The following is a 26,765-nucleotide window of genomic DNA, read 5'->3' as shown; positions in this document are numbered from 1 at the left end:
CCCCACAGCCCAGCCCCACAGCCCAGCCCCACAGCCCAGCCCCACAGCCCAGCCCCACAGCCCAGCCCCACAGCCCAGCCCCACAGCCCACGGCTCAAGCCCGGAACCATAGCCCCAGCACAGCGGCCTGAACCCTGGATGCTGCGCTTCACCTCCACTTCATGCTGGCCCCTGCAGGTAACATCCAGCCTCGCACAAGGAACACTCATGACTGCACGCACGCGCTTCTGTCTGGTCCGGCACGGTGAAACGACGTGGAACGTCGATCGCCGCATCCAGGGCCAGGTCGACATTCCGCTCAACGATACCGGGCTCGCGCAGGCGCAGGCCACGGCGCAGGCGCTGCTGGGCGAGCGGATCGACACGATCTACGGCTCGGACCTCGGCCGTGCCTGGGTGACCGCCGGGCGCATCGCGGTGCCGCGCGGACTGCCGGTGATGCCGGAGCCGGCGCTGCGCGAGCGCCACTACGGCGGCTTCCAGCGCCTGACGTATGCCGAGGCACGCAGTCAGCATCCGGAGGCCTTCGCGCGCTTCGAGGCGCGCGAACCGGAGGCCGGCTTTCCTGGGCGCGGCGGCGAGTCGCTGGCCGCTTTCGATGCGCGGGTGTGGGCTTTCGTCGAGTCGCTGCGCAGGCGCCACACCGGCCAGACGGTCCTTCTGGTGACGCACGGCGGCGTGCTCGACATCGTGGCGCGGCGGGTGCGCGGGCTGGGGCTCGTCTGTGCGCGCGATTTCGACATCGCCAACTGCGCGCTGAACTGGGTGAGCCACGACGACGGCGGATGGCGCGTCGAACGCTGGGGCGACGTGTCGCATCTCGATGGCGCACTGGATGAACTGCCGGTCTGATTCCGCATTGCATATATATATGCAATGTCGGTTTCGCCCGTGCCCTGACCCGAAGATCTGAACGATGAAGAACAAGCCCACGCCGTCTCGCCAACCGTCGCCGGCCGAACTGCAACCGGTGTTCGCGGCGTACAACGGCGGTCGGTTGGCCGATGCGGCCAGCGCCGCGCAGCAGTTGCTCAGGCGTTACCCGGCGGCCATCGTGCTGCACAGCGTGCGCGGTTCTGCGCTGGCCGGGCTGGGCCGGCTCGACGATGCCGAACAGGCGTTTCGCGAGGCGGTGGCGGCCGATCCGCGCTCGGCCGAACTGTTGAGCAATCTTGGTCTGGTGCAGCAGCAGCGTGGCCGCAACGAACAGGCGCTGGCAACCTATCGCCGCGCCTTCGCGCTGAAGCCGGACTTTCCGGAGCTGCTGTACAACATGGGCGTGGTGCAGGATGCGCTCGGTCACTCAGATGACGCGGCCGCCAGCTACCGTCGCGCGCTGAAGCTGCAGCCCCGTTTCGCGGTCGCCTGGTTCAATCTCGGGACGGTGTGCGAACGTCTGCAGCGCACCGACGACGCGCTGGCCGCCTACCGCGAAGCCGTCGCGGTCGAGCCCGGTTTCGTCGAGGCGCACGCCAATCTGGGGGCGGCGCTGCAGAAGCAGGGCCGGCATGACGAGGCGGTCGCCGCCTATCGCAAGGCACTCGCGATACAGCCGACGGCGACGGCCTGGTTCAGCCTGGGCACGGCGCAACGCGATCAGGGTCTGCTCGGCGACGCGGCAGCCAGCTACCGACAGGCACTGGCGCTGGCGCCCGGGTACGCCGATGCGCACAGCAATCTCGGCGAAATCCTGCGCGACCAGGGTGATGCGGCGGCCACGATCGCCGCCTTCCGCGCCGCGCTGGCGATCGACCCGGCGCATGGCGAAGCCAATTACAACCTCGGCCTGCTGCATTACGACATGGGTGAGCTGGCCGAGGCGATGCCGTACTTCGAGCGTGCGCAGATCCGCGACTGGCAGGAGCGGGTGCTGTACTGCCTGTACAAAACGCGCCGTTTCGACGTTTTCCGCGCGCGTCTGGCAGACCTGATCGGCGCGCGCCTGCCCGAAGACCGGCACCCCGAAGACCGTCACCCGGCGCCGCCGCGACGCGCAGTGCGCCACAACTCGCCGATGCTGGCGACCTTGTCGGCGCACCACGCCGCCAACTTCCGTGTCGCCGACGACTACACCTTCTGCCCGGCGCCGCTCGACTTCGTGTTCCACAGCCATATCGACGCGCTGTCCGATGCGTCCGACGCCTTGCTGGCCGACCTGCTGCGCGACGTGACGCACGCGGAGATCGAGGCGCGCAAGCAGGGCCGGCTGCATCATGGCATCCAGTCGGCGGGCAATCTGTTCCGGCGCAGCGAGCCGTCGTTTGCGAGGCTGGCCGCGTTGATCGGCGAACAGGTCGCGCGCTGCCGCGCGCGGCTGACCGGCGAGACCTGCGTGTTCGCGCAGGATTTTCCGCCCGATACGGTGTTCAGCAGCGCCTGGTACGTGAAGATGAGCAAGGGTGGCCATCTGACGTCGCACATCCACGAAACCGGCTGGTTGAGCGGCGTGGTGTATCTCGCGATCCCGCGCGACCGGCCGGCCGGCAGTCTGGCCGGCGGCATCGAATTCAGCACCGACGGCGACGACTACCCGCGCGAGCACGACGACTTTCCGCGCAAGACCCTGCTGCCGGTCGCCGGCGACATCGTGCTGTTCCCGTCGTCGCTGTTCCACCGCACGATTCCATTCGAATCGAACGAAGAACGCATCTGCATCGCCTTCGATGTGAAGCCGGGAAGGGTGGCACAGACCGCCGGGTAGTCGCCGTCCGACATACAGGCGGCGGGGCGCTGCCTACACTGTCTCCTGATTGTTGAATGCCGGCGGCGTCCGCCGACCGGTGTCCGACTGGACGGGAGAACAGCGTGACCACACCACGCATACGCCATACCCGGCCGGCTGACATCCCCGCGTTGATCGCCCTGCAGGCGCGCGTGTATCCGACCATTCCGCCGTGGAGTCGCCGCAAGCTGGGCGAACAGCTCGATGTCTTTCCGCAGGGCCAGATCGTCGCCGAGATCGACGGCGCGATCGTCGGCTGTGCCAGCGCGCTGGTCGTGCTGTGGGACGACTGGTGCGATTCGCACAGCTGGCAGGACATTACCGGTGCCGGCACCTTCGAGCACCACAATCCGGACGGCCGCACGCTGTACGGTGCGGAAGTGTTCGTCGATCCGGATCTGCGCGGATCGGGCGTTGGCCATCTGCTGTACGAAGGACGGCGCATGCTGTGCCGCGCGATGAACCTGAAGCGCATCATCGCCTGCGGCCGCCTGCCGGGCTATCACCGCTACGCCGCCGACATGACGGCCGACCTGTATGCCCGCAAGGTGGTGTGGGGCGACCTGCGCGACCCGGTGCTGAGCTTCCAGCTGAAGGAAGGCTTCAGCTACCTCAGCGTGGTGCCGGACTATCTGCCCGAAGACACCGAATCCTTGGGTTACGCCTCGGTCATCGTCTGGCTCAACCCGGAGCACGATCCGGCCCGCCCCACCCATTTTCCGGAGCACATCCTGCCATGATCGTCCGCATCGCCGCCGTACAGTACCTGCTGCGCCCCATTCACGACTGGTCCGGTTTCGAGAACCAGGTGCGCTTCATCATGAAGGCCGCCGGCGACTACAAGCCACAGTTCGTGCTGCTGCCCGAAATCTTCACGACGCAGCTGCTGTCCTTCATGGACACCGGCGACCTGCACGCCGCCGTGCGCAACATGCACGACTACACCAAGCGCTACCGCGACCTGATGCTGGAACTCGCCGCGCAGTGGAATGTGCATCTGATCGGCGGCAGTCACCCGACGGTGCGCGAAGACGGCCGGCTGACCAATACGGCGTACTACTTCACGCCGGGCGGCCAGGTGTTCGAACAGGACAAGATCCACCGCACGCGCTGGGAACGCGAAAAGTGGGACACCGATGCCGGCGACCAGCTGCGCCTGTTCGACACGCCATTCGGCAAGATCGCTATCCTGATCTGCTACGACATCGAGTTTCCGGAGCTGTCGCGCATGGTGTGCGAGGCGGGCGCCGACATCCTGTTTGTGCCCTCATGCACCGACGACCGGCAAGGCTTCCTGCGCGTGCGCTACTGCTGCCACGCGCGGGCGATCGAGAATCAGGTGTTCGTCGTGCAGACCAGTACGGTGGGCAATCTGCCGGTCGAGGGGCTGGGCATGCATTACGGTCAGGCCGGCATCATCACGCCGTCGGACTTCCCGTTCGCGCGCGACGGCATCGCCGCCGAAGGGACGCCGAACATCGAACAGATCATCGTCGCCGAAGTCGATCTGAATGATCTGCAGGGCAACCGCCTGAACGGTACGACCATTCCGCTGTACGACAAGCGCAAGGACGTGTACGAACACCCGGTGGAAGTCATCAAGGTGAGCTGAACGCCGCGGCACGCGCCAGCCTTTGCGTTGCGTAGTCCGTCCGGATCCGCAGACAAAAAGAAGCCACCGTCAGGTGGCTTCTTTTCTGGCCCGGAGTGCCGCAGGGAACGCGCCGGTTCAGGCCTCTTCGTCGTCGTAGCCGTTGCGCACTTCCGAACCCCCGCTGGTCTGCGCACGCACGTAGTCGGCCACCGCGGCTTCAAAGGTCGCGTTGCCGGTCTTCATGCATGAAATGTAGTACTCCCAGAATTCCGGGCTGCTGGTCACCGCAGCCAGCGCGGCAGACTTCATCGCGAACACTTCGTCCTCCGCCTTGGTGCGGATCTTGGTCGGCGCGAACAGCACATAGGCTTCGGCGTGGGTGTAGATGTCCTTCGCCAGACCGAGCCAGATTTCGGCATCGGTCAGCGTGACGCGGTAGTTCGGGGTATTGATCTGCGGGCCCTGCGGCCCCTTGCCGTCCAGTTCGGTGTGGATCGCATCGAGTTTCGGAATCTGCCGCTTGATCATCTTGCTGATGTAGGGCATCACCTCGTCGCGCCGGCCCGGCACGATCAGCAGCCACGGGAACACGGCCGCCGTCACCTTGCGTGCGTAGTCGCCGAGGTTGAGCACGACCCGGTTCGCGACGTCCGGGTCGCGCACATTGCGGCCGAGCGCATCGAACACCTGCACCGATGTGCCGACCTCCTCGATCGCGGCGACCGAAGAGTAGTAGGCACGGGCATAGTGGTTGTGCTTGAGCAGCAGTTCCGCCTCGTACAGAAGCTCGCGGGCGTTGTCGATCGAGGCGTCGCGGTAGCGTCGCAGCAGCTTGGATGTGAGCGCGATGCTCGGCTTGTTTGTTTTCGGCACTGAAGTGACTCCATAGCTCAAAATCAACCGTTGCGACGAGGGCGCAGCGCGCGCTGTCGTCCATGGCCGCAATCCGCCGAGGCCATCCGCACGCGCCCCCTTCAAGGGTAGATTCGCGCACGCATTGATCGCATCGTCTTTGCGTTGTCGCTTCGTGTCAACTGCATGACAGGCCCCGGATGTCTCTCCGATGTACCCGTTATGTGCCGGTTGGCAAAGTCAGCGTGGCGCGCAACCCGGGCGTCGCGGCACCCAGTTCTATCCGCCCGGCGTGCAGGCGCGCCACCGACTGCACCAGACTGAGCCCCAGCCCGAGGCCGGGTGTGTTGCGCGCACCTTCAAGCCGGTACAGCCGCTCGAACACGCGTGCCCGCTCGCTGTCCGGAATGCCGGGCCCCTGATCGGCGACCTCCAGTCGCCAGCCGGCCGGCGCCGGCTGCAGGCGGATCGTCACCGTGCCGCCGGCCGGGCTGAACTTGATCGCGTTGTCGATCAGGTTGATGACGGCCTGGAACAGCAGGTCGCGGTGGCCGCTCATCGACGCCTGTGCCGGCACGTCGGCCGACAGCGAAATGTCGCGTTCGTCCGCCATCGGCTCCATGAAGTCGATGGCGTCGCGCGTCAGCGCCGCGAGGTCGACGGCGCGGAACTCGCTGCGCAGCAGGCCCGATTCGACATTGGCGATGCGCAGCAGCGACTGGAAGGTGGACAGCACCTGATCGATGTCGGCCAGATTGCGTTCCAGCAACGCCGGCAGCTCGTCGCCGGTCGGTGGCACTGCCAGCGCGGCTTCGATGCGCGCGCGGTGGCGGGTCAGCGGCGATCGCAGGTCATGCGCGATGTTGTCGGTGGCGCCGCGCACCGAGGCGATCAGCCGGTCGATGCGGTCGAGCATACCGTTGAGCGTCTGCGACAGGCGATCGAACTCGTCGGCCGTGCCGCGCACCGGAATGCGGTGGCGCAGGTCGCCGTCCATGATCTGCTGCGCCGCGCGGCGCATCGTTTCGACCGGTCGCAGCGCGGCGCGGGTGATCAGGAAGCCGCCGATGAGCGACGCAATCAGCATGACGCCGAAACTGGCCAGCGCGGCGCGCCGGATGTCGCCGCGTACCTGTTCCACCTCGTATTCGTCGAAGCCGACCAGCAGGCGGCTGCCGTCCGGCAAACGCGCCCAGCGTGCGACGACTTCGGTGCGGCCCGGATGGCGCAGGCTGGGCAGCCGCAGCAGCATGCCATCGCGCGTCGCCGCAGCGGGCCATGCATCGAGGTTGCCGATCAGCATGACGCCGTCGGCACTTTCCAGCCGGTACAGGCGGTCGTGATTCGGCGAACGCATGTCCAGCCGCTGGCGGATCAGGCCGCTGACGCCGCGCACGCCGTCGACCCGGTACTCTGCGCTGAGGATGTCCAGCTCGGCGTCCACGCTTTCTTCGACGTGACCCAGCATGTACTGCCCGGCGAGCCAGGTCACCAGCAGCAGCATCAGGCCGAAGCCGGTCGCCAGCACAACGCTGTTGGCCAGCGCCAGTCGCGCAGTCGTGCTCAGGCCGCGCGTCGCGCGGGGCGCGACTGGAGATGTCGGCTCAGTCATCGGCATCTTGGCCGTGCCGCACGGCCGCCCGCCCGGCGGGCGCAAAGTCGCGTCGCCGGCCTTCGACCAGCGGGTGTGCCTGCGCGCGCAGGTCCAGCCCCAGGCGCTCATGCAGTGCTGCCGCGCGCTGGAACAACTGCTTTTCTGACAGCCTGAACGCGTCGCCGCGCGCGGCGAACACGATTTCATTCACACCGTCTTCGGTGGCGACGACACTGACCGAATTGGCAAAACTCGCACGCACGCGGCCGATGTAGGCGCCGTGCAGCGCGTCGTCGGCATGCATGTTGATCGCCAGCAGGCCGTTCCGTGTCAAGGCGGCATGGCAGTCGTCGTAGAAGCGCTGCGTGCACAGCGCGCCGGCCTGTCCGCCGATGTCGAAGCCATCCACCAGCAGCAGGTCGAATGCTTCGTCATGCCGCGCGATCCAGTCCGCGCCGTCGACGCAATCGATGCGCAGCCGTTCGTCGTCCGGCGGAATGCGGAAGCGGCTGCGCAGCGCGATCACCTCGGCCGAAATTTCGGCCACTTCGATACGCGTGCCCGGCAGGCGGTGGTGGCAGTACTTGACCAGCGATCCTCCGCCCAAGCCGATCATGCCGATGCGCGAAGGCGCCGGCACGAACAGCAGCGCGGCCATCATCAGGCGCGAATAGTCGAGCACCAGATCGACCGGTCGCGCCGGATCCATGCTGCTCTGCACCGCGGCGCGGTCGAAGTGCAGCGTGAGCATTCCTTCGTCATCCTGAACGAAGGGGGCGCCCGGCGCGCTGCCGGCCCACGGCGATCGGCGGTCGGTCATGCCGGCGCCCGCATGCAGTAGCCGGCGCCGCGCAGCGTATGGATCAGCGGCAGCCAGCCGGCGCGGTCCACCTTGGCGCGCAGGCGGGAAATGTGCACGTCGATGACATTCGTCTGCGGGTCGAAGTGGTAATCCCACACGCCCTCCAGCAACATGGTGCGGGTGACCACCTGACCGGCGTGGCGCATCAGGAATTCGAGCACCCGGTACTCCTGCGGCTTGAGCGTGATGTCTTCGCCGGCGCGGCGCACGATGTGCGTCATGCGGTCGAGTTCGAGATCGGCCACCCGCAGCACGCTTTCGATCGCCGGCATCAGGCCGCGCCGGGTGATCACGTCGAGCCGCGCCTGCAACTCCGACATCGCAAACGGCTTCACAAGATAGTCATCACCCCCGGCGCGCAGGCCGCGGATGCGCTCGTCGACATGGCCGAGCGCACTGAGGATGAGCACCGGCACGCGCGAACCGGTGGCGCGCAGTGCGGCCAGCATGGCCAGACCGTCCATCTGCGGCATCAGCCGGTCGAGCACGATGGCGTCGAACGCTTCGCCGGTCGCCAGAAACAACCCGTCGCGGCCATTGGCGGCGTGGTCGACGACGTGCCCGGCCTCGCGAAGTCCGCGACAGATGAAGCCGGCGATTTCGGTGTCGTCCTCGACGACCAGTATCCGCATCGTGTGTCTCTCTGAGATCAGTGCGATCGGTCGAACAGCCGGTGCAGCAACGCCATGCCGACGTGACCCCCGACGTATAAATAGAGCAGGGGTAAGCCAAACTCGTGAAATTCGCCGATCGAGTGCGCGAGGTCGGTCGATGCGCCGACCCACCATATTGCGGCGCCGGTCAGGCAGAACCACGCCGTGAGCAGCAGCCCGAGCGCCTGGACGAAACGCGCCAGTGCGGCAGTTTCCCCCGGCCGCGCCGGATGCCCCGCCAGCAGGCCGATGATCAGCGCACGGCATTGTGCCAGCAAGCGCGCGCGCATTGCGCCATGGATACGAAGCAGCGTGCCACGCCGGAACATCTGCCAGGCGATGAACGCGAGCGCCACACCGGCGATCAGTCCGGCCCATTCGTGCAGCGTGAACAACAATCGCCCCGGCGTGGCGTCCGGTCCGGGCCGCCACGGTTTGGTCATCCATTCCGACCCGATCATCTGGAACACGACCATCGACGCGAGCAGCGCGTGATTGACGTGTCGCAGCAATGTCGATTTCGTTTCCTGTGCATTCATGTCTGTGCGCGTCCCGGCGAAGTGGGGGTGATGGAATTCATGGGTTCAGCATGCACCCGCACACCTGTATCAGACCTGTCCGCAAGGTGAACAAACGTTCATGAAGCGGACACGTTGCGGACAGCTGGCCAGGTCCACACTATGGCCGTGCCTCACCATGCGGCAGGTGCCTTCACCGCCTCTCATTCGGGATCAATATGGTTCGTGTCCTCCTCCTTTCTCTTCTGCTGACCGGCTGTTCGGCCCATGCGCAGGAAGCTGCGTCGCACGCCGACGAGCATGTGCAGTCGGTGACGCGGGACAGCACGCTGTCCCTTTCGACGGCGCTCGCGAGGGCTGTCGAAAGGGCGCCGGGGTCCGCCCTGCCCGAGGCCCGGCTGCGGGAGTCGCGGGTGTTGTCGGCGCGGGCGGGAAGTCTGCTGTCTGCACCGCCCGCAGTGCAGATGCGCTATCAGACCGATCGCGTGCCGGGCCGCCCGGCCAGCGTGCGGGAACTGGAGGCCGGATTCGAGCTTCCGCTGTGGCGTGTCGGTCAGCGCGATGCCCTGCAGCGCGAAGCGGATGCGGGCCGCATGCTGTCGGACGAAGAGCTGCGCATCTACCGTTGGCGTGTGGCCGGCGACCTGCGCGAAATCCTGTGGCGCGTCATGCAGGCGGAAGCGGAGGTGAAGCTGGCCGGTGTCGATGTCGACCTGTACCGCTCGCTGGAGGACGACGTGTCGAAGCGGGTGCGCGCGGGCGATGCCGCGCCGGTCGAAAAGCTTTCGGCCGAAGCGGCGCGGCGAGAGCGCGATGCCGTGCTGTACGAAGCGCAGGTAGAACTGGCGCACAGCGTGTTCGGCTGGACAGCGCTGACCGGCTTTGCGGAGGTTCCGGTGCGTGTCAGCGAGGTTGTCGCGACACCGGTGCAGGCGGCGGGTTATCCACCGGTACTGACCGCGCAGGCGGCCGTCGAACGCGCACGCATGGCACTGGGCAGTGTGCAGGCTCAGGGCAGCGGCGCGCCTCGCCTGATGGTGGGCGTGCGCAACGAAAGTGCGCCGGATGGTCCGAGCATGGGCAGCGTCGGCGCCACGCTGTCCATTCCGTTCGGGGGCGATGTTCATCGCGCTGCAGCGTTGTCGCCGCTGCACCTTGAACTGGCACGCGCCCAGGACGAACTGGCGCTGGCGCAGCGCATGGCCACGCTGGCGCTGCACGAAGCCGAGCACGAACTGCACGCCCGCGAACAGGCGCTGCAACTGGCCACCGGGCAAAAGGCGGTCGCCGACCGGGAGGTCGAACTGGCCCGGCGGGCCTACCGGCTCGGCGAAAGCTCGCTCGCCGAGCGCCTGCTGATCGAGGCACGCGCCGCCAACGCACGCCGCGCGGCCGCGTTGGCCGACATTGCCTATGAGCGCGCCGTGGCGCGCTACAACAACAGTCTGGGAATCCTGCCGTGAAACATGCGTTCGTGTTGTCCTGTCTGCTCGCGCTGACATCCTCCCTTCACGCCGCCGACATCGTGATCGGTGCGACGCAGATCGAACGTCTGGGTATCCGCGACGCGGCCCCCGTGCCGGCGGCGCAGGCCAGCGCGGCGCCGTGGTCGGCGCGCGTCGTGGCGTCGGCCGACGCCGAGTGGGTGGTGACCGCGCCCGCCGGTGGCGTGGTGGTGCGCGTGCCGGTGGTCGAAGGCCAGCAGGTTGCGGCGAATGCCGTGCTGGTGGAACTGCGTAGCGCCGGTCTGCCCGAGCAGGGCGCTGCGCTGGCCCAGGCGCGTTCCGCCTCGGCGCTGGCGCGCAGCAATCTGGAACGCGACCGGGCGCTGCACGCCGAAGGCCTGATCGCCGAGCGCCGGGTGCGTGAATCCGAAAATGCGGCCGCGCAGGCCGATGCCGCCCACGGCGCCGCGCAGTCGCGACTGCGCCTGCTGGGCGTGTCGGCCGCCGACGCGTCGAGCGGTCGCGTGCAGGTGCGTGCCGAAGCGGCGGCAACCGTGCTCGAACGCATGGTGCTGCCCGGTCAGCGCGTCGACGAGGCCGATGCGCTGCTGCGGCTGGCCGATGCACGCAAGCTGATGCTCGAACTGAACCTGACGGTGGCACAGGCACAGGACGTGCGCGAAGGTGACGTCCTGCTGGTGGAGCCGTCGGGCGAGCAGGCGCGCGTGACGCAGATCGGCTGGGGCGCTGCCGACACGACGCAGACGGTGCGCGTCCGCGCCGCACTGCCGCCTGCGCCGTCTTCGCTGCGGCCGGGCCTGTGGGTCAAGGCGCGGCGCTCGCAGTCGGCGACCGACGCGTGGACCGTGCCGGCTGCGGCGGTCACCCATCACGACGGCCGGACCTGGGTGTTTTCGCGCACCGCGCAGGGCTTCCGCGCAGTCGAGGTGCAGGCGCTGTCGCAGGACGCGGGTCGCGCCACGGTCAGCGGCGCACTGGACGCAAAGGCCGCGGTCGCGGTCAGCGGCGTGGCCGCGCTGAAGGCGGTGTGGCTGGGCAAGGGAGCGGAATGATGCTCGACGCCCTGACGCGCGGCGCGCTCGCGCGACCGCTGCTGACGATACTGGCCGCGCTGCTGCTGATGGCGGCCGGCGCCTGGTCGATGACGAAGTTGCCGATCGATGCCTTTCCCGACGTGTCGGCCCCGCAGGTCAAGATCATCGTCAAGCTGGCCGGCATGACGCCGGAAGAGATGGAAGCGCGGGTGACCACACCGGTCGAGATCGAAATGCTCGGTCTGCCGAAACAGACCATGCTGCGCTCGACCAGCAAGTACGGCCTGACCGACATCACCATCGATTTCGAGGACGGCACCGAAATCTACTGGGCGCGCAATCAGGTCAGCGAGCGGCTCACCGGCATCATGGGTGACCTGCCGCCCGGACTGACCGGGGGGCTGGCGCCGATCACCACGCCGCTGGGCGAGATGTTCATGTTCACGGTCGAAGGCGACCTGTCGCTGGCCGAACGGCGCGGCCTGCTCGACTGGGTGATCCGCCCGGCGCTGCGCACGGTGCGCGGCGTGGCGGACGTGAATGTGCTGGGCGGGCTGGCCACGGCCTACGAGGTGGTGCCCGACGCGGCGCGCATGGCGGCCACCGGCATCACGCTGGACGAGCTGCGTGCCACGCTGGAGCGCTTCAACCGCAACGACGGCGCCGGTCGCATCAACGAAGGCGAGGAAACCCTGCTGGTGCGGGTGCAGGGGCGGCTCGAATCGCTCGACGACATCGGCCGGCTGGTGGTGCATGCAACGCCTCAGGCGCAGGTGCGCATCGCCGACGTGGCTGAGGTGCGGCTCGGCGCGCTGACCCGCATGGGCGGCGTGACGCACAACGGCGAGGGCGAAACCGTGCAGGGGCTGGTGCTCGGCCTGCGTGGCGCCGATGCGCAGGAGGTGGTGCGCGGCGTGCGGGCGCGGCTCGACGAGATCGCGCCCAGCCTGCCGGCAGGCGTCAAGGTCGTTCCCTTCTATGACCGCGGCGAACTGGTGTCGAGCGCGGTCGGCACGGTGACCAAGGCGCTGATCGAGGCGGTGGTGCTGGTGCTCATCCTGCTGTTCCTGTTCCTCGGCAATGTGCGCGCGGCGCTGGCCGTGGCGGTGGTGCTGCCATTGTCGGCGCTGTGGACCTTCCTGCTGATGCACTTCGCCGGGTTGTCGGCCAATCTGATGAGCCTGGGCGGGCTGGCGATCGCCATCGGCCTGCTGGTCGATGCAGCGGTCGTGGTGGTCGAGAATGTGGTGGCCCATCTGCACGAACCCGGTGCGGCCGACCGGCCGCGTCGTGACGTGGTGCTCGAGGCGGTGCGCGAGGTGGCGGTGCCGACCACGGCCGGTATCGTCATCATCGCGCTGGTGTTCGTGCCGCTGTTGAGCCTGCAGGGACTGGAAGGCAAGCTGTTCGCGCCGGTGGCACTGACCATCGTGTTCGCACTGGCCGGCTCGCTGCTGCTGTCGCTGACGGTCATCCCACTGCTGGCGCGCATGATGCTGAACGCTCGCTCGCACGCCGATCCCTGGCTGCCGCGCACGCTGTCGAAGCTTTACGCGCCGCTGCTGCAGCGTGCGCTGGCCGCACCACGCATCGTCGGCGGCATTGCCGGCCTGCTGTTCGTCGCGGCGGTCGTGGTCTACATGGGCCTGGGCAAGACCTTCATGCCGACCATGGATGAAGGCAGCCTCATCGTGCAGCTGGAAAAGCTGCCGTCGATCAGCCTCGATGCTTCGCTCGACATCGATACCCGCTTCCAGAAGGCGCTGAAGGACATCGTGCCCGAGGCGACGCAGATCGTGGCACGCGCCGGGTCGGACGAAATCGGTCTCGACCCGATGGGCCTGAACCAGACCGACACCTTCATCAGTCTGGCGCCCGGCGCCGACAAGCCGGCCATCATCCACCGCATCCGCGATCTGCTGGCCGAATTCCCCGGCGTGGCCTATGCCTTCACCCAGCCGATCGAAATGCGCGTGTCGGAAATGATTCTGGGCGTGCGTGGCGATCTGGCGATCCGGCTGTTCGGGCCGGACATCAACACGCTGAACCACAAGGCGGGCGAGATCGCCGACGTGCTGCGTGCCATTCCGGGCGCCGAGGATGTCTTCTTCGTGCGCAACGAGGGCGTGCAGTATCTGCGCGTGCTGCCGGACACCGACGCGCTGGCGCGCGCCGGCCTCGACGTCGATGCGCTGGCCGCCAGCCTGCGCATGCAGATCGAGGGCGAGCGGGTCGGGTTGATCCAGAAACTGGACCGGCGCTACCCGCTGATCATCCGCTCGACCGGCAGCGCGGGCGCGTCGGAAGAACTGACCCAGATGCCGGTCGCGCTGCCCGGCGGGGGACGCATTGCGCTGGGCCAGCTGGCGCGCTTCGAACGCGTGGGCGGACCGGTGCAGATCAACCGTCAGCTGGGCAGTCGAAACATGGTCGTGATCGCGAATGTAGGCGGTCGCGATCTGGTCGGCTTCGTCGAGGATGCGCGTGCCCGGGTGCTGCAGAAGGTCGAGCTGCCCACCGGCTACCGACTCACCTGGGGCGGCGAGTTCGAGAACCAGCAGCGCGCGGCGCAGCGGCTCGCGCTGGTGGTGCCGCTGGCGCTGGTGCTGATTTTCCTCATCCTGTACAGCACCTTCGATTCATTGCGCCAGGCGGCGCTGGTGATGGCCAATGTGCCGTTTGCGATGATCGGCGGCGTCTTTGCACTGGGCATTTCCGGCGAGTACCTGTCGGTGCCGGCGTCGGTCGGCTTCATCGCGCTGCTCGGCATCGCCGTGCTCAATGGCGTCGTGCTGGTGAGCTACTTCAATCAGCTGCGGGCGGCCGGCCAGAGCATGCTCGACGCGGTGGTCAATGGCGCCCAGCGCAGGTTGCGCCCGGTGCTGCTGACCGCGTCGATGGCTGCACTCGGTCTGGTGCCGCTGCTGTTCGCCACCGGCCCCGGGTCGGAGATCCAGCGGCCGCTCGCCATTGTGGTCATCGGCGGGCTCATTTCTTGTACGGCGTTAACACTTCTGCTGCTACCCATCCTGTACAAGAGGTTCGGTGAGCGTCCTGCCACGGTATCCGCCCCTTCATGACATCGATACGACCTGCGCCGCGCCGGCGCGCACTGCCGTTCCTGCTCGTTGCGTCCCTGCTGACCGTCACCATCTGGACCTTGCTGCGTCTGCTGCTCTGGGGCATCGCCGGCCCGGGCGACATCGGTGCGGCCACGCCGCACGTGTTCGTGCGTGGACTGTGGTTCGACCTGGCCGTGCTCGCCTGGCTGGTGGCGCCGCTGCTCGTGCTGTCGGCACTGCTGCCGGCCCGTCTGCGTGCGAGCCGGTTCATGGGCCGGCTGCGCTGGGGGGCGCTGTGGCTGATGGCCGCCTTGCTGCTGTTCGGTGCAGTGTCCGAAGTGGTGTTCTGGGAGGAGTTTTCGACCCGCTTCAACTTCATTGCGGTGGATTACCTGATCTACACGCAGGAAGTGATCGGCAACATCATGCAGTCCTACCCGGTCGGACTGATCGTCGGCGGCATCGCGCTTGTCGCGGCACTCATCGTGTTCGGGGTGAGCCGTCTGGTCGGGTTCGTCAGCGCGCCGCGCCGGCCGGTCGTACGGCTGGCGATGCTTGCGGGCGCACTGGCCCTGCCGGCGGCGTCCTGGCACTTCGCGGCGCTGGAACAGATGGAAGGCAGCGGCAATGCCTATGCCGACGAGCTGGCCGGCAACGGGTTGTACGCATTTGCAGCCGCCATGCGCCGCAACGAGCTCGATTACGAGCGCTGGTATGCCACCTTGCCGCAGGAAGAAGCCGACGAGGTGCTGCTCGACCTGCATGTCGAACGACTGCCGCTGTCGTCGCCGGACAGGCCGAGTGCGATGGACGATCCGCCGCACGACAAGGTGCCGTTCAGCCGCAGGCCGCGCAATGTCGTGCTGGTGACGATCGAAAGCATGTCGGCGGAGTTCGTCGGCGCCTATGGCTCGACCGAAGGCTTGACGCCCGAACTGGACCGCCTCGCGGCCGATGGTCTGCGCTTCAAGGAGGTGTATGCCACGGGCACGCGCACCGTACGCGGGCTCGAGGCGCTGTCGCTGGGCACGCCACCGGTACCCGGGCAGGCCATCGTCCGGCGCACCCACAACAACAATCTGTCCACGCTGGGCGAGTTGCTGGAGCCGCAGGGTGTCGTGCCGATGTTCATCTACGGCGGCTATGGCTACTTCGACAACATGAACAGCTATTTCCGCGGCAACGACTACCTGATCGTCGACCGGACCGACTTTCCGAAGGACAGCATCGTTTTCGAGAACGTGTGGGGGGTGGCCGACGAGGTGCTGTACGCCAACGCCCTGAAGGCGCTGAATGACAAGGCCGCCGCAGGAAAGCCGTTCTTTGCGCAGATCATGACAACGTCGAACCATCGCCCCTACACCTATCCGGACGGTCGCATCGACATTCCATCACCGGGCGGGCGGCGCGGCGGCGTCAAGTACACAGACTGGGCGATCGGCGAATTCATCCGCGAGGCGAAGAAGCAGCCCTGGTTCGCCGACACGCTGTTCGTGTTCGTTGCCGACCACTGCGCGTCCGTGGCCGGCCGAACCCGCCTGCCGGTCGCCAAATACCGCATCCCGCTGATCTTCTATGCGCCGGACATGCTGCAGGCGGGCGAGTACGCACAAAGGGTGAGTCAGATCGATCTTGCGCCGACGCTGATCGAGATCATGGGCAAGAACGGCGACGATCATTTCTTCGGCCGCTCGTTCTTCGAAGCGGATGCGCCGCTCGACCGCGCCTTCATTTCCAACTATCAGGATCTGGGTTATCTGCGCGGCGACCTGCTCACCGTGCTGTCGCCGCGCCGTATGGTGCGCGCCTACAAGGTCGATCCGGTTACCTTCGAATCGACGCCGACCGAGGTGGATCCGCAGCGGGCGCGCGAGGCGATTGCCTACTACCAGACGGCCGCATCCGCGTTCAAACAGGGGCGGCTGCACGCCATCGAGGCCCGGTGAGCAGGTGGCGCCCGGCACGCGACGCCGATCTGCTGGTGGTCGCGTTCGTGTGCGCCGTGCTGGCTGTGTGGAGCAATCGCTGGAGTGGCACCGATCTGTGGCTTTCGGCGCACTTCCACGACGCCGCAACCGGCGGTTTCACGCTGCGCCGCGACTGGCTGTGGTCGGTACTGCTGCACGACGGCGTCAAGTGGTTGTCGGTGGCGGCATGGCTGGCGCTGCTCGCGGCCGGGTTCGCGCTGCGGCGGCAGGCGCGCGAACCCGGGCGTTTCGCGCGCGTGGCGTTCGTGCTCTGTGCTTCGCTGGCCGCGGTGGTCGCGGTCAACCTGCTGCGCATGCAGTCGGCGCACAGCTGTCCATGGTATCTGGCCGATTTCGGCGGCCAAGCGCAGTTTTTCCGCCTGTTCGACGAGGTGCCGACGCATTCCGGTCCGGGCAAATGCCTGCCCAGCGGCCATGCCGCGAGCGCCTTCATGTGGCTGGCCGTGCTGCCGGTGCTGCGCGGCGCAGCGCGGCGGCGCGCGCTGTTCGCCGTGCTGACGCTGGGCGGGCTGGCGGGTGTGGTGCAGGTCGTGCGCGGCGCGCATTTCCCATCGCACATCCTGCTGGCCGCCGCCGCGTGCGCCATCGTGGTGCTGGGCGCGGCAACCGTCAGGCGCCCGCCGGCCTGATGACGACGGCAGAGATGTAGCCATTGACCGGATGGTGACGGAGCTCCGGGTGCATGCAGGGATCGTTGGGCAACGCTGCGCTCACCCCAACCTACGGACGCCTCACGCCGTTGTAGTTGCAGGTTGGAGTGAGCCGAAGGCGATGGCCAACACCCGTCCCCCGCAGCCGCGCCGTTCGTTGAGGTGCCCGATATCGCGCAAGCCGCGACCGACCCGTCTCCGTAGGTTGGGGTGAGTGCAGCGATGCCCAAGATCCGCAGCAGGCAAACCCCCGATTGCGACGCAGATACGATCTGCCCGTCATCCGTGGGTTGGTTCGGACTGATCGAAGCAATGCCTGACAGCTGCGCCCGGCCCTGTCGGGCGTCCGGGCGCTGTGCAGTCGATTTCGCCGATGTCAGCTCTCGAGCAGACTGCGCAGCATCCAGGCGTTCTTCTCATGCACCTGCATGCGCTGGGTCAGCAGGTCGGCGGTCGGTTCGTCGTGCGCTTCTTCAACCGCCGGGAAAATGCTGCGTGCGGTTCGCGTCACGGCTTCCTGGCCGGCGACCAGCTGGCGGATCATGTCGGTGGCGGACGGCACGCCTTCCGGTTCCTTGATCGACGTGAGCCTTGCGTAAGCCGAATAGGTGCCCGGTGCCGGGTAGCCCAGCGCGCGGATGCGTTCCGCCACCAGGTCGACCGCCAGCGCCAGTTCGGTGTACTGCGCCTCGAACATCAGGTGCAGCGTGTTGAACATCGGGCCGGTGACGTTCCAGTGGAAGTTGTGCGTGGTGAGGTACAGCGTGTAGGAATCCGCCAGCAGGCGCGACAGGCCGTCCGCGATGGCCCGGCGGTTTTCTTCGGAAATGCCGATGTTGATGCTGCTCATGATGCTTTCCTTTCTCGGTTCTCGTATTCGTGCACTTGGGAGCCCGGACTCCGCCCGGCGGTTCCGCTTCCGTCGCCCGAGTCTGACAGGTGCAACGGTGCCTGTGCGGCGATGAGCTCGGCAATACGTTCGAATGATTCCTGCCGTGCATTCGAACTGCGGGCAACCAGCGCGATGGTACGGCGTGGTCGGGGCTCGGAGAAGCGTCGCGACACCAGTTTCATATGCGAAAGGATGTCCGAGCGCAAACTCATTTCCGGCAGCAATGCGAGGCCCAGACCGCCCTCGACCATCTGTGCCAGCGTAAATACGCTGGTGGCTTCCATTCCGCGGGTCCTGGGTTCCCGCAGACCGCAGCCACCCAGGGTGTGACCGCGCAGGCAGTGCCCTTCTTCCAGCAGCAGCAGTTCATCCGGATCGATCTTTGAGATTTCGCGTGGCATGTCCGCTTCACGATTGGCCGGCGCGATCAGGCGCAGTTCCTCATCGAACAGCGGCTTCACCTGCAGATTGCCCGTGTCGTAGGGCAGCGCGATCAGCGCGAAATCCAGCTGGCCGGCCGTCAGGCGGGTCAGCAGATGACTGGTCAGGTCTTCGCGCAGCGCGAGCCGCAGCGACGGATAGCGCTGACGCAGCGCCGGCAGCACCGTCGGCAGCACGAAGGGCGCGACGGTCGGGATGACGCCGAGCCGCAGCAGGCCGCTCATCGGCTCCGCGGCGCTGCGCGCCCATTCGCTCAGATCTTCGGCTTCGGACAGCAGGCTGCGCGCACGGTCGGCGATTTCGATGCCGATCGGCGTCATCACCACCGAATGACGTTCGCGCTCGACCAGATGCGCGCCCAAGGTGGCCTCCAGCTCCTTGATGCCGGCGGACAGCGTGGACTGGGTGACAAAGCAGGATTCCGCGGCCTGCGTGAAATTGAGCTTTTCGGACACTGCAATCAGATAGCGCAACTGGCGAAGTGAGGGCAGGGAAGACATGTGGCGCGGACCTTTGCTGGAAGACGTCGGCTGTGAAGTCAAATCTTTATCGAAACATTCGATCAACACCAAAAGTTTAATCCATTGGACGATTGAAGTGTATGCGCCCACACTGCACTTCGTCGATGCGCTGAACCGGTACACAACGCCCGGCGCATCTCCGGATAACGATTCATCCCTCTGAAAGGAACAGCAATGAGCCAGCACAACCAGGAAGGCAAGCGCGTCCCGAACGTCACGTTCCGCGTACGTCAGAACAACGAATGGACCAATGTCACGACCGATGATCTGTTCAAGGGCAAGACCGTGGTGGTGTTCTCGCTGCCCGGTGCCTTCACGCCGACCTGCTCGTCGACCCACCTGCCGCGCTACAACGAACTGGCGCCGGCCTTCAAGGCGAATGGCGTCGACAGCATCGTGTGCATGTCGGTCAACGACACCTTCGTGATGAACGAGTGGGCGAAGGACCAGGAGTCGGACAATGTGACGTTGATCCCTGACGGCAATGGCGAATTCACCGAAGGTATGGGCATGCTGGTCGACAAGTCGGATATCGGCTTCGGCAAGCGCAGCTGGCGCTACTCGATGCTGGTGAAGGACGGTGTCGTGCAGAAGGTGTTCTCCGAGCCGCAGGAGCCGGGTGATCCGTTCAAGGTGTCGGACGCGGACACGATGCTCAACTTCATCAATCCGAACGCGAAGAAGCCGGATCAGGTCGCCATCCTGACGCGCGAAGGTTGCGCCTTCTGCGCCAAGGCCAAGGCGCTGCTGACCGAACGCGGCTATCACTATGCGGAAATCAACCTGCCGCACACGGAGCGCTCCCGCGCACTGGGCGCCATCGCCGGTGCCAAGACGGTGCCGCAGGTGTTCATCAACGGCCAGCATATCGGCGGTTGGGAAGAGCTGGAAAAGTGGTCGGCCAAGTAAGGTCGCCGACCTGATCTGACCGGATGACGGGGCAACCCGTCGTCCGATCAGGCCTGCACATCGAACGGTATGCAGGCCTGATCGAGCGCTACAGGGAGAACGACATGAATGAAATGAATGTGGATGTGGCCGTCATCGGTGCCGGCACTGCCGGCCTTGCAGCTTATCGTGCGGCCATCGCCACCGGCCGTCGAGCCGTGATCATCGAAGGTGGCCCGTACGGCACGACCTGCGCGCGCGTCGGCTGCATGCCGAGCAAGCTGCTGATCGCCGCTGCCGAAGCGGCCCATGCGACAGAGAAGTGGGACACATTCGGCATCCGCCTCGAAGGGACGGTGCACGTCGACGGCGCGGCCGTGATGGCGCGCGTCAAGCGCGAGCGCGATCGCTTCGTGGGCTTCGTGCTGAAGGGTGTCGACAATATTCCTGCCGATCACAAGTTGCGTGGTCATGCGAAATTCCTTGACGACCACAGCCTTCAGGTCGATGACCACACGGTCGTCACCTTCGGCCGCGCAGTGATCGCGACCGGCTCGTCGCCGTCGATCGCTCCGGTGCTCAAGGGCGCGGGCGACCGCCTGATCGTGAACGACGATGTGTTCGACTGGGACGACCTGCCGCAATCGGCGGCGGTATTCGGCCCGGGCGTCATCGGCCTGGAAATCGGGCAGGCACTGCACCGTCTCGGCGTACGAACCGAGGTGTTCGGTCGCGGTCATTTCGTCGGCCCGTTCTCGGATCCGGCCCTCAAGGCCTACGCCACGCAGACCTTCGGTGAAGAGTTTCCGCTGTTCACCGACGCACGCGTCAGCTCGATCGAACGCGTCGGCGACGGCGTACGCCTCATGCAGGACTTCGACGATGGCTCGTCGGCCGTCAAGGAATTCGACTGGGTGATCGCCGCGACCGGCCGGGCGCCGAATGTGAAGCACCTCGGCCTCGAGAACACTTCGGTGAAGCTCGGTGCGAATGGCGTGCCGGAGTTTGACCGCACGACGATGCAGTGCGGCAGCACCGGCATCTTCATCGCCGGCGATGCGAACAACGATGTGCCACTGCTGCACGAAGCCGCGGACGAAGGCCGGATTGCCGGCGAGAACGCGGCGCGCTTCCCGCAGGTGCAGCCGGGGCTGCGGCGCGAGCCGATCGGTGTGGTGTTTTCAGACCCGCAGCTGGCGACGGTCGGCCGCCGCTTCGTGGATCTGGCGCCCGACAGCTTCGTCACCGGCGAGGTGTCGTTCGAAGACCAGGGCCGTGCGCGCGTCATGCTGCGCAACAAGGGTCTGCTGCACGTCTATGCCGAAAAGGGCTCCGGACGCCTGCTCGGCTGCGAAATGATCGGCCCGGACGTGGAACACCTTGCCCATCTGCTGGCCTGGGCGATGCAGTCGGGCATGACGGTGCAGCGTGCGCTCGAAATGCCCTTCTATCACCCGGTGGTGGAAGAAGGCCTGCGCACCGCTCTGCGCGACGCAGCGGCGAAGCTCGCCGACGCGTGATGCACCCGTCCGCCCGGTCGACACGCCGGGCGGACGGTTAGAATGGGCGACTTGATGCGCCGGTAGTTACTCATGCCCTGTGCCGGCGCGCAGCCGGTATCCGCACGTGTCCGCACCAGAACCCTCGCTCGTATCCCGCAGCCTTTCAGCCGTCTGGCACCCGTGCACGCAGATGCAGTGGCACGCCGACCAGTCGCTGCCGCTGCTCGCCATCGCGCGCGCGCAGGGCGCGTGGCTGTACGCGCCCGATGGCCGCCGCTACCTCGACGGCATCAGCTCCTGGTGGACCAATCTGTTCGGGCACAGCCATCCGGCGATCGTGCAGGCGGTACGCGATCAGCTCGATACACTCGATCACGTCATGCTCGCCGGCTTCACGCACGAGCCGGTCGTGGCGTTGTCGGAGCGCCTCTCTGCGTTGACCGGCGGCCGGCTCGGCCACGCGTTCTACGCGTCGGACGGTGCGTCGGCGACCGAAATCGCACTGAAGATGTCGTTGCACTACTGGCGCAATACCGGGCGTCCGGACAAGAACGAATTCATCTGCTTCGCCGGCAGCTATCACGGCGAAACGGTCGGTGCGCTGGCGGTGACCGATGTCGCGCTGTTCCGTGATGCCTATGCGCCGATGGTGCGCGGCGCGCATGTGCTGCCCAGCCCGGCGGCGGGCGAAGCGGCCGCGCTGTCGGCGCTGGACGCCTTTCTCGTGCGTCACCATGACCGCATCGCAGCATTGATCGTCGAGCCGCGCGTGCAGTGTGCCGGCGGGATGGCGATGCACGGGGCCGTCTGGCTGCGCGATGCGCGCCGGCTGTGCGATCGCTACGCGGTGCATCTGATCGCCGACGAGATCGCAGTCGGCTGCGGCCGCACCGGCACCTTCTTCGCCTGCGAACAGTCGCTCGACGCCGACGGCGGCGGTTGGCCGGACTTCATCTGTCTGTCCAAGGGCATCACGGGCGGCACGCTGCCGCTGTCGCTGGTGCTGTCGGCGCCGGCGGTGTTCGACGCCTTCCTCGACGACACGATGGCGCGCGGCTTCCTGCATTCACATTCCTACACCGGCAATCCGCTGGCCTGCCGCGCCGCGCTGGCCACGCTCGAGCTGTTCGACAAGCTCGACATCCTGCAGCGCAACCGCGTCTGGGCACAGGACTTCACCGATGCGCTGGCGCCGCTTGCGACACACCCTGCAGCGCGAAATTTCCGCCAGGCCGGCATGATCTGGGCGCTCGACATCGACGCCGGATACGACGACTTCAGCCGCCGCTTCTACCGCGAGGCGCTGGCGCGCGAACTGCTGCTGCGGCCGATAGGCAACACCCTGTATTTCATGCCGCCCTACGTGCTCGACGACGCGCAGACCGCATTGCTCGCGCGCGGCGCGCTGCAAGCGCTGGACGCCGCACTCGCATGAGCGCCTTCGACTTCCGCGCACGTCTGGCCGCGCTGGCGCGCGACGATCTGACGCGTACGCGTGGGGTGCTCGACGCACCCTGCGGCCCGGAAGCCGTCGTCGACGGGCAGCGCCTGATTGCCTTCGCCGGCAACGACTATCTCGGTCTTGCGAATCATCCCGAGGTGGTGGAGGCGCTGCGCGAAGGCGCGTCCCGCTGGGGCGCCGGCGCCGGTGCATCGCATCTGGTGAGCGGTCACCAGCGGCCGCACGAGGCGCTGGAGCAGGCGCTTGCCGCCTTCACCGGGCTGGCGCGCGCGCTGTTCTTTTCCACCGGCTACATGGCCAATCTGGCATTGCTGCCGGTGCTGGCCGGTCGCGGCGATACGCTGATCGCCGACCGCCTGAACCACGCGTCACTGGTTGATGCTGCGCTGCTGTCGCGCGCAACCGTGCGGCGCTATCCGCACGGCGATCTTGCAGCCGTGGCGCGCATGCTGGACGCGGCGCAGGGACGCAAGGTCGTGGTGACCGATGGCGTATTCAGCATGGATGGCGATATCGCACCGCTGGCTGAACTGCTGGCGCTGTGCGAACGGCACGACGCGCTGCTGGTGGTGGACGACGCGCACGGTTTCGGCGTGCTGGGCGAGCAGGGCCGCGGCGTGCTGTCGCACTGCGGTCTGGCCTCGGAGCGCATTGTCTATATCGGCACGCTGGGCAAGGCGGCCGGCGTGGCGGGCGCTTTCGTCGCCGGAGACACGGACCTGATCGAGTGGCTGATGCAGACCGGTCGCAGCTATCGCTACACCACGGCAGCCCCCCCGGCGCTGGCCTGCGCATTACTGGCCAGCCTCGGCCTGATCGGGGAAGCCGATGACAGGCGGGCGACGCTGGCGGCACACCGCGAGCGGCTGAAGCAGGGGCTGACTGATTTACGGTGGCCCCTGATGACTTCGCACACCGCTATCCAGCCGCTGCAGGTGGGAACGAACGCCGATGTGCTTGCGCTGGGCGCGCAGTTGCGGGCGCGGGGTCTGTGGGTGCCGGCCATTCGCCCGCCCACAGTGCCGAGCGGCACGGCACGCCTGCGCATTTCGTTGAGCGCCGCGCACACGGCCGGGCACCTCGATACGCTGTGCCATGCGCTGATCGAGGCCGGGCATGACTGAACCGCTGTCCAGACGGACCTTCGGCGACCGCGGGCCGCGCGTCGCGCTGCTGCACGGCTGGGGCTGGGATGGTCGCCTGATCGCGCCGCTTGCGGAGGCGCTCGGCCGACACGCGCACGTTGTGCAGGCTGATCTGCCCGGTTACGGGCTGAATGCCGAACGTGACTGTACGGGCTTCGATGACTGTGTCGAGCAGTTGATGGCGACCGTGCCCGACGCCGACGTGGTCGTCGGCTGGTCGCTCGGTGGCCTGCTCGCGCTGGCGTGGGCCACCCGTGCGCCGCTGCGCAAACTGGCGCTGATTGGCGCGACGCCGTGTTTCATGCAGGCATCCGACTGGCCGCACGGCATGAGCGCCGAACGCTTCGACGCCTTTGCCGATGCGTTTGACGATGCGCCGATGAAGGCGCGCACGCGTTTCGCCGCGCTGTCTGCAATGGGTGATGCCGATGCGCGTCAGGTGCGCGCCGCGATGGCCGGTCTGGTCGAACAGCCGCCGCTGCCGAGCCGGCAGGCGCTCGACCAGGGTTTGCAATGGCTGCACGACGTCGATCTGAGAGCGGCCGTGCAGGATGTGTCTGCACGCGTGCTGTGCTTTCACGGCATGGAGGACAGGGTGGTTGATGTCGCGGCATGCGACTGGATGTCGTCCGCGACGGGGGCGCACTGCGTGCGCATGCCGGGCGCAGCGCATCTGCCCTGGCTGAGGGGCGGTGTCGCAGATCTGTGCGAGTGGGTGGTTGCCGATGATTGAACTCACTGCCGTTCGCCACAGTTTTTCGCGTGCAGCCGACCGCTACGCGGCGGCGGCACGTCTGCAGCGACAGGTCAGCGACCGCTTGCTCGACATGTTGCCGCCGATCGCGGCGGAATGCGTGCTGGATGTCGGCTGCGGCACCGGATTCGCGTCCGCCGGACTGCGTGGCCGCTACCCGGATGCGTTGCTGCTGTCGGCCGATTTTTCGCCTGCCATGCTCGGCGCACATGCTCCGATGTCTGACAACGGGCGGGTGTGCGCCGACGCGCATGCGTTACCGCTGCGCGACGGCCGCGTCGATCTGATCTTTTCCAGCCTGATGCTTCAGTGGTGCGACCTGTCGCGGGCATTGCGCGAATGCCACCGGGTACTCCGGCCGGGCGCTGCGATGTGTTTCGCCACCGTGCTCGACGGGACACTGCGAGAAATCGACAAGGCTTTTGCCACGGTCGATCGGCATCGCCATACGCTTCCCTTCCTTGATGAGGCGGCCGTTACGGCAGCGCTGGGCGATGCCGGGCTGGTTGCGCAACATGTCGAGCGATCGCGGCAGGTCGAATACTTCGACGACGTCCGCAGCCTGCTTCAGTCGAACCGTGACATCGGCGCTTCGCGCGTGCCGCTGCACCCCCGGCGTGCGACGCTGGGCCGCGCTGCCTGGCAATCGGTGTGCGCTGAATTCGAGGCTCAGCGGACGCCGCTGGGCATTCCGCTGACTTATGAGCTGGCCTGGGTGGTCGCGTATCGTCCTGGACAAGGAGATCCTGGATGATGGCGGTCCGCGCGCATTTCGTGACCGGTACCGACACCGGCATCGGCAAAACCCTGGTGGCCTGCGCACTCGTGCATGCGCTGCGCGCACGCGGGCTCGACGCGGTCGGCATGAAGCCCGTGGCGTCCGGCGCGTGGCGCGATGCGCAGGGGACGATGCGCAACGAGGATGCCGACGCGCTGGCCGCTGTCAGCGGCGCTCGCCTTCCGCAGGCATTGACCAGCCCTTACCTGTTCGAAGCACCGTTGGCGCCTCATGTCGCGGCGCGGCTCGAGGGACGGACGATAGCGTCGGCGGTCCTCCTTGGTGCGTTCCACTCGCTCTCGATGCGTGCGCAGCACGTGGTGGTCGAAGGCGTCGGCGGCTTTCAGGTGCCTTTGAGCGATGACTTCACCACCGCCGATCTGGCCACTGCGATTGGCGCATCCGTCATACTGGTCGTGGGGCTGAAGCTGGGCTGCATCAACCACGCATTGCTGACCGCCGAGTCGATTCGTGCGCGGGGACTGTGTCTGGCAGGCTGGGTGGCCAATGCCATGCCTGATGGCATGCTGGAGCAGGATGCAACGATCGCAGCGTTGTCGTGCCGGCTCGACGCGCCGCTATTGGGGACGCTGCCTCGCCTCGCCCGGGCCGACCCGCAAATGGCTGCTGCAGCGCTCGATTTCAGCGCGCTGCGCGCCGGCGCAGACTGACATTTTCGCAGCAGTGTTTGACAGAGCACGAAACGCTCACCATAATCGCGGGTTTCGCTGGTCGCCGGAGGGGTTCCCGAGCGGTCAAAGGGATCAGACTGTAAATCTGACGGCTCTGCCTTCGAAGGTTCGAATCCTTCCCCCTCCACCATAACCTTTTGTATTTGAAGGTTATATTGAGGTGACCTCGAAAAACGTGTAAGTGAAGGTTCCGATCATGGTGGCCGGTCACGGCGGGTCAATGTGTTTGGAATGGTCGGGCGGGAGTAGTTCAATGGTAGAACCCTAGCCTTCCAAGCTAATGACGCGGGTTCGATTCCCGTCTCCCGCTCCACGAATTGAAGTGTGCATATATATATGGCGATTGTCGGGACGGTGTTCTCGATGAGTGTCTGCAGGCAAGTTTTCGTGCCCATGTAGCTCAGTGGCAGAGCACTCCCTTGGTAAGGGAGAGGTCGGCAGTTCAATCCTGCCCATGGGCACCACGGTATTTGGCGTGCGGCATGCCGCGTAAAGGCGCGGTTGCCTGTCGAGGTTTGACGCAGATCTCTAATCAGTTATCAGGGTGATCAAAAATGGCAAAGGGAAAGTTTGAACGTACCAAGCCGCACGTGAACGTGGGGACGATTGGGCACGTTGATCATGGCAAGACGACGCTGACGGCGGCGATCACGACGATTCTGTCGTCGAAGTTCGGTGGCGAGGCGAAGGCGTAC

At 66.7% G+C, this 26,765-nt stretch carries 24 protein-coding genes and 3 tRNA genes; 20 read left to right on the top strand and 7 right to left on the bottom strand.

Features of this window, described 5'->3' with window-relative positions:
* The first annotated feature begins 207 nt into the window (after positions 1 to 207).
* The 4 genes from ACTIFF_RS17515 (at position 208) to ACTIFF_RS17500 (ending at position 4,334) form a co-directional block, all read left to right on the top strand.
* Positions 208 to 852, top strand: coding sequence for a histidine phosphatase family protein (locus ACTIFF_RS17515; protein ID WP_257081043.1), 645 nt, complete (start codon positions 208 to 210; stop codon positions 850 to 852).
* 64 nt (positions 853 to 916) lie between these two features.
* Positions 917 to 2,701, top strand: coding sequence for a tetratricopeptide repeat protein (locus tag ACTIFF_RS17510; RefSeq protein WP_439537993.1), 1,785 nt, complete (start codon positions 917 to 919; stop codon positions 2,699 to 2,701).
* Positions 2,702 to 2,805: 104 nt separating this feature from the next.
* The gene (locus ACTIFF_RS17505; protein ID WP_439537992.1) at positions 2,806 to 3,462 is read left to right on the top strand and encodes a GNAT family N-acetyltransferase; all 657 of its coding nucleotides are present in this window, start codon (positions 2,806 to 2,808) and stop codon (positions 3,460 to 3,462) included.
* The gene (locus ACTIFF_RS17500; RefSeq protein ID WP_083224030.1) at positions 3,459 to 4,334 is read left to right on the top strand and encodes a carbon-nitrogen hydrolase family protein; all 876 of its coding nucleotides are present in this window, start codon (positions 3,459 to 3,461) and stop codon (positions 4,332 to 4,334) included. Before ACTIFF_RS17505 ends, ACTIFF_RS17500 begins: the two co-directional genes overlap by 4 nt.
* Positions 4,335 to 4,451: 117 nt before the next feature.
* Here ACTIFF_RS17500 and ACTIFF_RS17495 read toward each other — a convergent pair whose 3' ends face one another.
* The 5 genes from ACTIFF_RS17495 to ACTIFF_RS17475 all read right to left on the bottom strand — a co-directional run bounded on the left by ACTIFF_RS17495 (position 4,452) and on the right by ACTIFF_RS17475 (position 8,816).
* On the bottom strand, positions 4,452 to 5,189 hold the full coding sequence (locus ACTIFF_RS17495) for an AbiV family abortive infection protein (RefSeq protein WP_069039273.1): 738 nt from the start codon (positions 5,187 to 5,189) through the stop codon (positions 4,452 to 4,454).
* A gap of 199 nt (positions 5,190 to 5,388) precedes the next feature.
* Positions 5,389 to 6,780 carry an ATP-binding protein gene (locus ACTIFF_RS17490; protein WP_439537991.1) on the bottom strand — a complete coding sequence of 464 codons (1,392 nt, stop codon included), beginning with the start codon at positions 6,778 to 6,780 and terminating at the stop codon, positions 5,389 to 5,391.
* On the bottom strand, positions 6,773 to 7,582 hold the full coding sequence (locus ACTIFF_RS17485) for a transferase (RefSeq protein ID WP_439537990.1): 810 nt from the start codon (positions 7,580 to 7,582) through the stop codon (positions 6,773 to 6,775). The genes ACTIFF_RS17490 and ACTIFF_RS17485 overlap by 8 nt, the downstream gene beginning before the upstream one ends.
* Entirely contained in the window at positions 7,579 to 8,256 is a 678-nt protein-coding gene (locus ACTIFF_RS17480; protein WP_439537989.1) for a response regulator transcription factor, read from the bottom strand. The genes ACTIFF_RS17485 and ACTIFF_RS17480 overlap by 4 nt, the downstream gene beginning before the upstream one ends.
* Positions 8,257 to 8,273: 17 nt before the next feature.
* Positions 8,274 to 8,816 (bottom strand): cytochrome b/b6 domain-containing protein, encoded by a 543-nt coding sequence (locus tag ACTIFF_RS17475; protein ID WP_439537988.1) that lies wholly within the window; start codon positions 8,814 to 8,816, stop codon positions 8,274 to 8,276.
* A gap of 443 nt (positions 8,817 to 9,259) precedes the next feature.
* On the opposite strand from ACTIFF_RS17475, the gene ACTIFF_RS17470 reads away from it, so the two are divergent.
* From ACTIFF_RS17470 to ACTIFF_RS17450, 5 genes are read left to right on the top strand one after another with little or no spacing between them, the layout of a single operon-like run.
* The gene (locus ACTIFF_RS17470; RefSeq protein ID WP_439537987.1) at positions 9,260 to 10,258 is read left to right on the top strand and encodes a TolC family protein; all 999 of its coding nucleotides are present in this window, start codon (positions 9,260 to 9,262) and stop codon (positions 10,256 to 10,258) included.
* Positions 10,255 to 11,313 (top strand): efflux RND transporter periplasmic adaptor subunit, encoded by a 1,059-nt coding sequence (locus tag ACTIFF_RS17465; protein ID WP_439537986.1) that lies wholly within the window; start codon positions 10,255 to 10,257, stop codon positions 11,311 to 11,313. The genes ACTIFF_RS17470 and ACTIFF_RS17465 overlap by 4 nt, the downstream gene beginning before the upstream one ends.
* Positions 11,313 to 14,375, top strand: coding sequence for an efflux RND transporter permease subunit (locus ACTIFF_RS17460; RefSeq protein WP_439537985.1), 3,063 nt, complete (start codon positions 11,313 to 11,315; stop codon positions 14,373 to 14,375). Before ACTIFF_RS17465 ends, ACTIFF_RS17460 begins: the two co-directional genes overlap by 1 nt.
* Positions 14,372 to 16,303: an LTA synthase family protein gene (locus ACTIFF_RS17455; RefSeq protein WP_439537984.1), complete on the top strand. Its 1,932-nt coding sequence runs from the start codon at positions 14,372 to 14,374 to the stop codon at positions 16,301 to 16,303. The genes ACTIFF_RS17460 and ACTIFF_RS17455 overlap by 4 nt, the downstream gene beginning before the upstream one ends.
* Entirely contained in the window at positions 16,300 to 16,974 is a 675-nt protein-coding gene (locus ACTIFF_RS17450; protein WP_439537983.1) for a phosphatase PAP2 family protein, read from the top strand. The genes ACTIFF_RS17455 and ACTIFF_RS17450 overlap by 4 nt, the downstream gene beginning before the upstream one ends.
* 397 nt (positions 16,975 to 17,371) lie before the next feature.
* On the opposite strand, the gene ACTIFF_RS17445 is transcribed toward ACTIFF_RS17450, so the two are convergent.
* Together ACTIFF_RS17445 and ACTIFF_RS17440 are read right to left on the bottom strand one after the other, a co-directional pair.
* Complete coding sequence (locus ACTIFF_RS17445; protein WP_439537982.1) at positions 17,372 to 17,845, bottom strand: Dps family protein; 474 nt, start codon at positions 17,843 to 17,845, stop codon at positions 17,372 to 17,374.
* On the bottom strand, positions 17,842 to 18,972 hold the full coding sequence (locus tag ACTIFF_RS17440; RefSeq protein ID WP_439537981.1) for a LysR substrate-binding domain-containing protein: 1,131 nt from the start codon (positions 18,970 to 18,972) through the stop codon (positions 17,842 to 17,844). The genes ACTIFF_RS17445 and ACTIFF_RS17440 overlap by 4 nt, the downstream gene beginning before the upstream one ends.
* 51 nt (positions 18,973 to 19,023) lie before the next feature.
* Between ACTIFF_RS17440 and ACTIFF_RS17435 the strand changes: the two genes are divergently transcribed.
* The 11 genes from ACTIFF_RS17435 to ACTIFF_RS17385 all read left to right on the top strand — a co-directional run.
* Positions 19,024 to 19,758 carry a glutathione peroxidase gene (locus tag ACTIFF_RS17435; protein ID WP_439537980.1) on the top strand — a complete coding sequence of 245 codons (735 nt, stop codon included), beginning with the start codon at positions 19,024 to 19,026 and terminating at the stop codon, positions 19,756 to 19,758.
* Between the two features lie 104 nt (positions 19,759 to 19,862).
* Positions 19,863 to 21,257, top strand: a complete 1,395-nt coding sequence (locus ACTIFF_RS17430) for a dihydrolipoyl dehydrogenase (RefSeq protein ID WP_439537979.1) — start codon at positions 19,863 to 19,865, stop codon at positions 21,255 to 21,257.
* 106 nt (positions 21,258 to 21,363) lie between these two features.
* Positions 21,364 to 22,674 carry an adenosylmethionine--8-amino-7-oxononanoate transaminase gene (locus ACTIFF_RS17425; protein WP_439537978.1) on the top strand — a complete coding sequence of 437 codons (1,311 nt, stop codon included), beginning with the start codon at positions 21,364 to 21,366 and terminating at the stop codon, positions 22,672 to 22,674.
* On the top strand, positions 22,671 to 23,825 hold the full coding sequence (bioF, locus tag ACTIFF_RS17420; protein ID WP_439537977.1) for an 8-amino-7-oxononanoate synthase: 1,155 nt from the start codon (positions 22,671 to 22,673) through the stop codon (positions 23,823 to 23,825). The genes ACTIFF_RS17425 and bioF overlap by 4 nt, the downstream gene beginning before the upstream one ends.
* Complete coding sequence (locus ACTIFF_RS17415) at positions 23,818 to 24,579, top strand: alpha/beta fold hydrolase (protein ID WP_439537976.1); 762 nt, start codon at positions 23,818 to 23,820, stop codon at positions 24,577 to 24,579. Before bioF ends, ACTIFF_RS17415 begins: the two co-directional genes overlap by 8 nt.
* A complete protein-coding gene (locus ACTIFF_RS17410; RefSeq protein ID WP_439537975.1) occupies positions 24,572 to 25,354 on the top strand; it encodes a methyltransferase domain-containing protein in 783 nt (260 codons plus the stop codon). The genes ACTIFF_RS17415 and ACTIFF_RS17410 overlap by 8 nt, the downstream gene beginning before the upstream one ends.
* Positions 25,351 to 26,049 (top strand): dethiobiotin synthase, encoded by a 699-nt coding sequence (gene bioD / locus ACTIFF_RS17405; RefSeq protein WP_439537974.1) that lies wholly within the window; start codon positions 25,351 to 25,353, stop codon positions 26,047 to 26,049. Before ACTIFF_RS17410 ends, bioD begins: the two co-directional genes overlap by 4 nt.
* A gap of 66 nt (positions 26,050 to 26,115) precedes the next feature.
* Positions 26,116 to 26,200 (top strand) — tRNA-Tyr (locus tag ACTIFF_RS17400).
* Between the two features lie 109 nt (positions 26,201 to 26,309).
* Positions 26,310 to 26,383: transfer RNA gene (locus ACTIFF_RS17395), tRNA-Gly, on the top strand.
* A 76-nt stretch (positions 26,384 to 26,459) separates the two neighbouring features.
* Positions 26,460 to 26,534 (top strand) — tRNA-Thr (locus tag ACTIFF_RS17390).
* 90 nt (positions 26,535 to 26,624) lie between these two features.
* Positions 26,625 to 26,765 (top strand): GTP-binding protein (locus tag ACTIFF_RS17385; protein WP_305633223.1); only part of this gene is annotated, 141 nt, incomplete at its 3' end.

Origin of the sequence: Methyloversatilis sp., from assembly GCF_051861465.1 — a bacterium.
GTDB lineage: Bacteria > Pseudomonadota > Gammaproteobacteria > Burkholderiales > Rhodocyclaceae > Methyloversatilis.
This window is presented reverse-complemented; position numbering and strand designations above follow the sequence as displayed.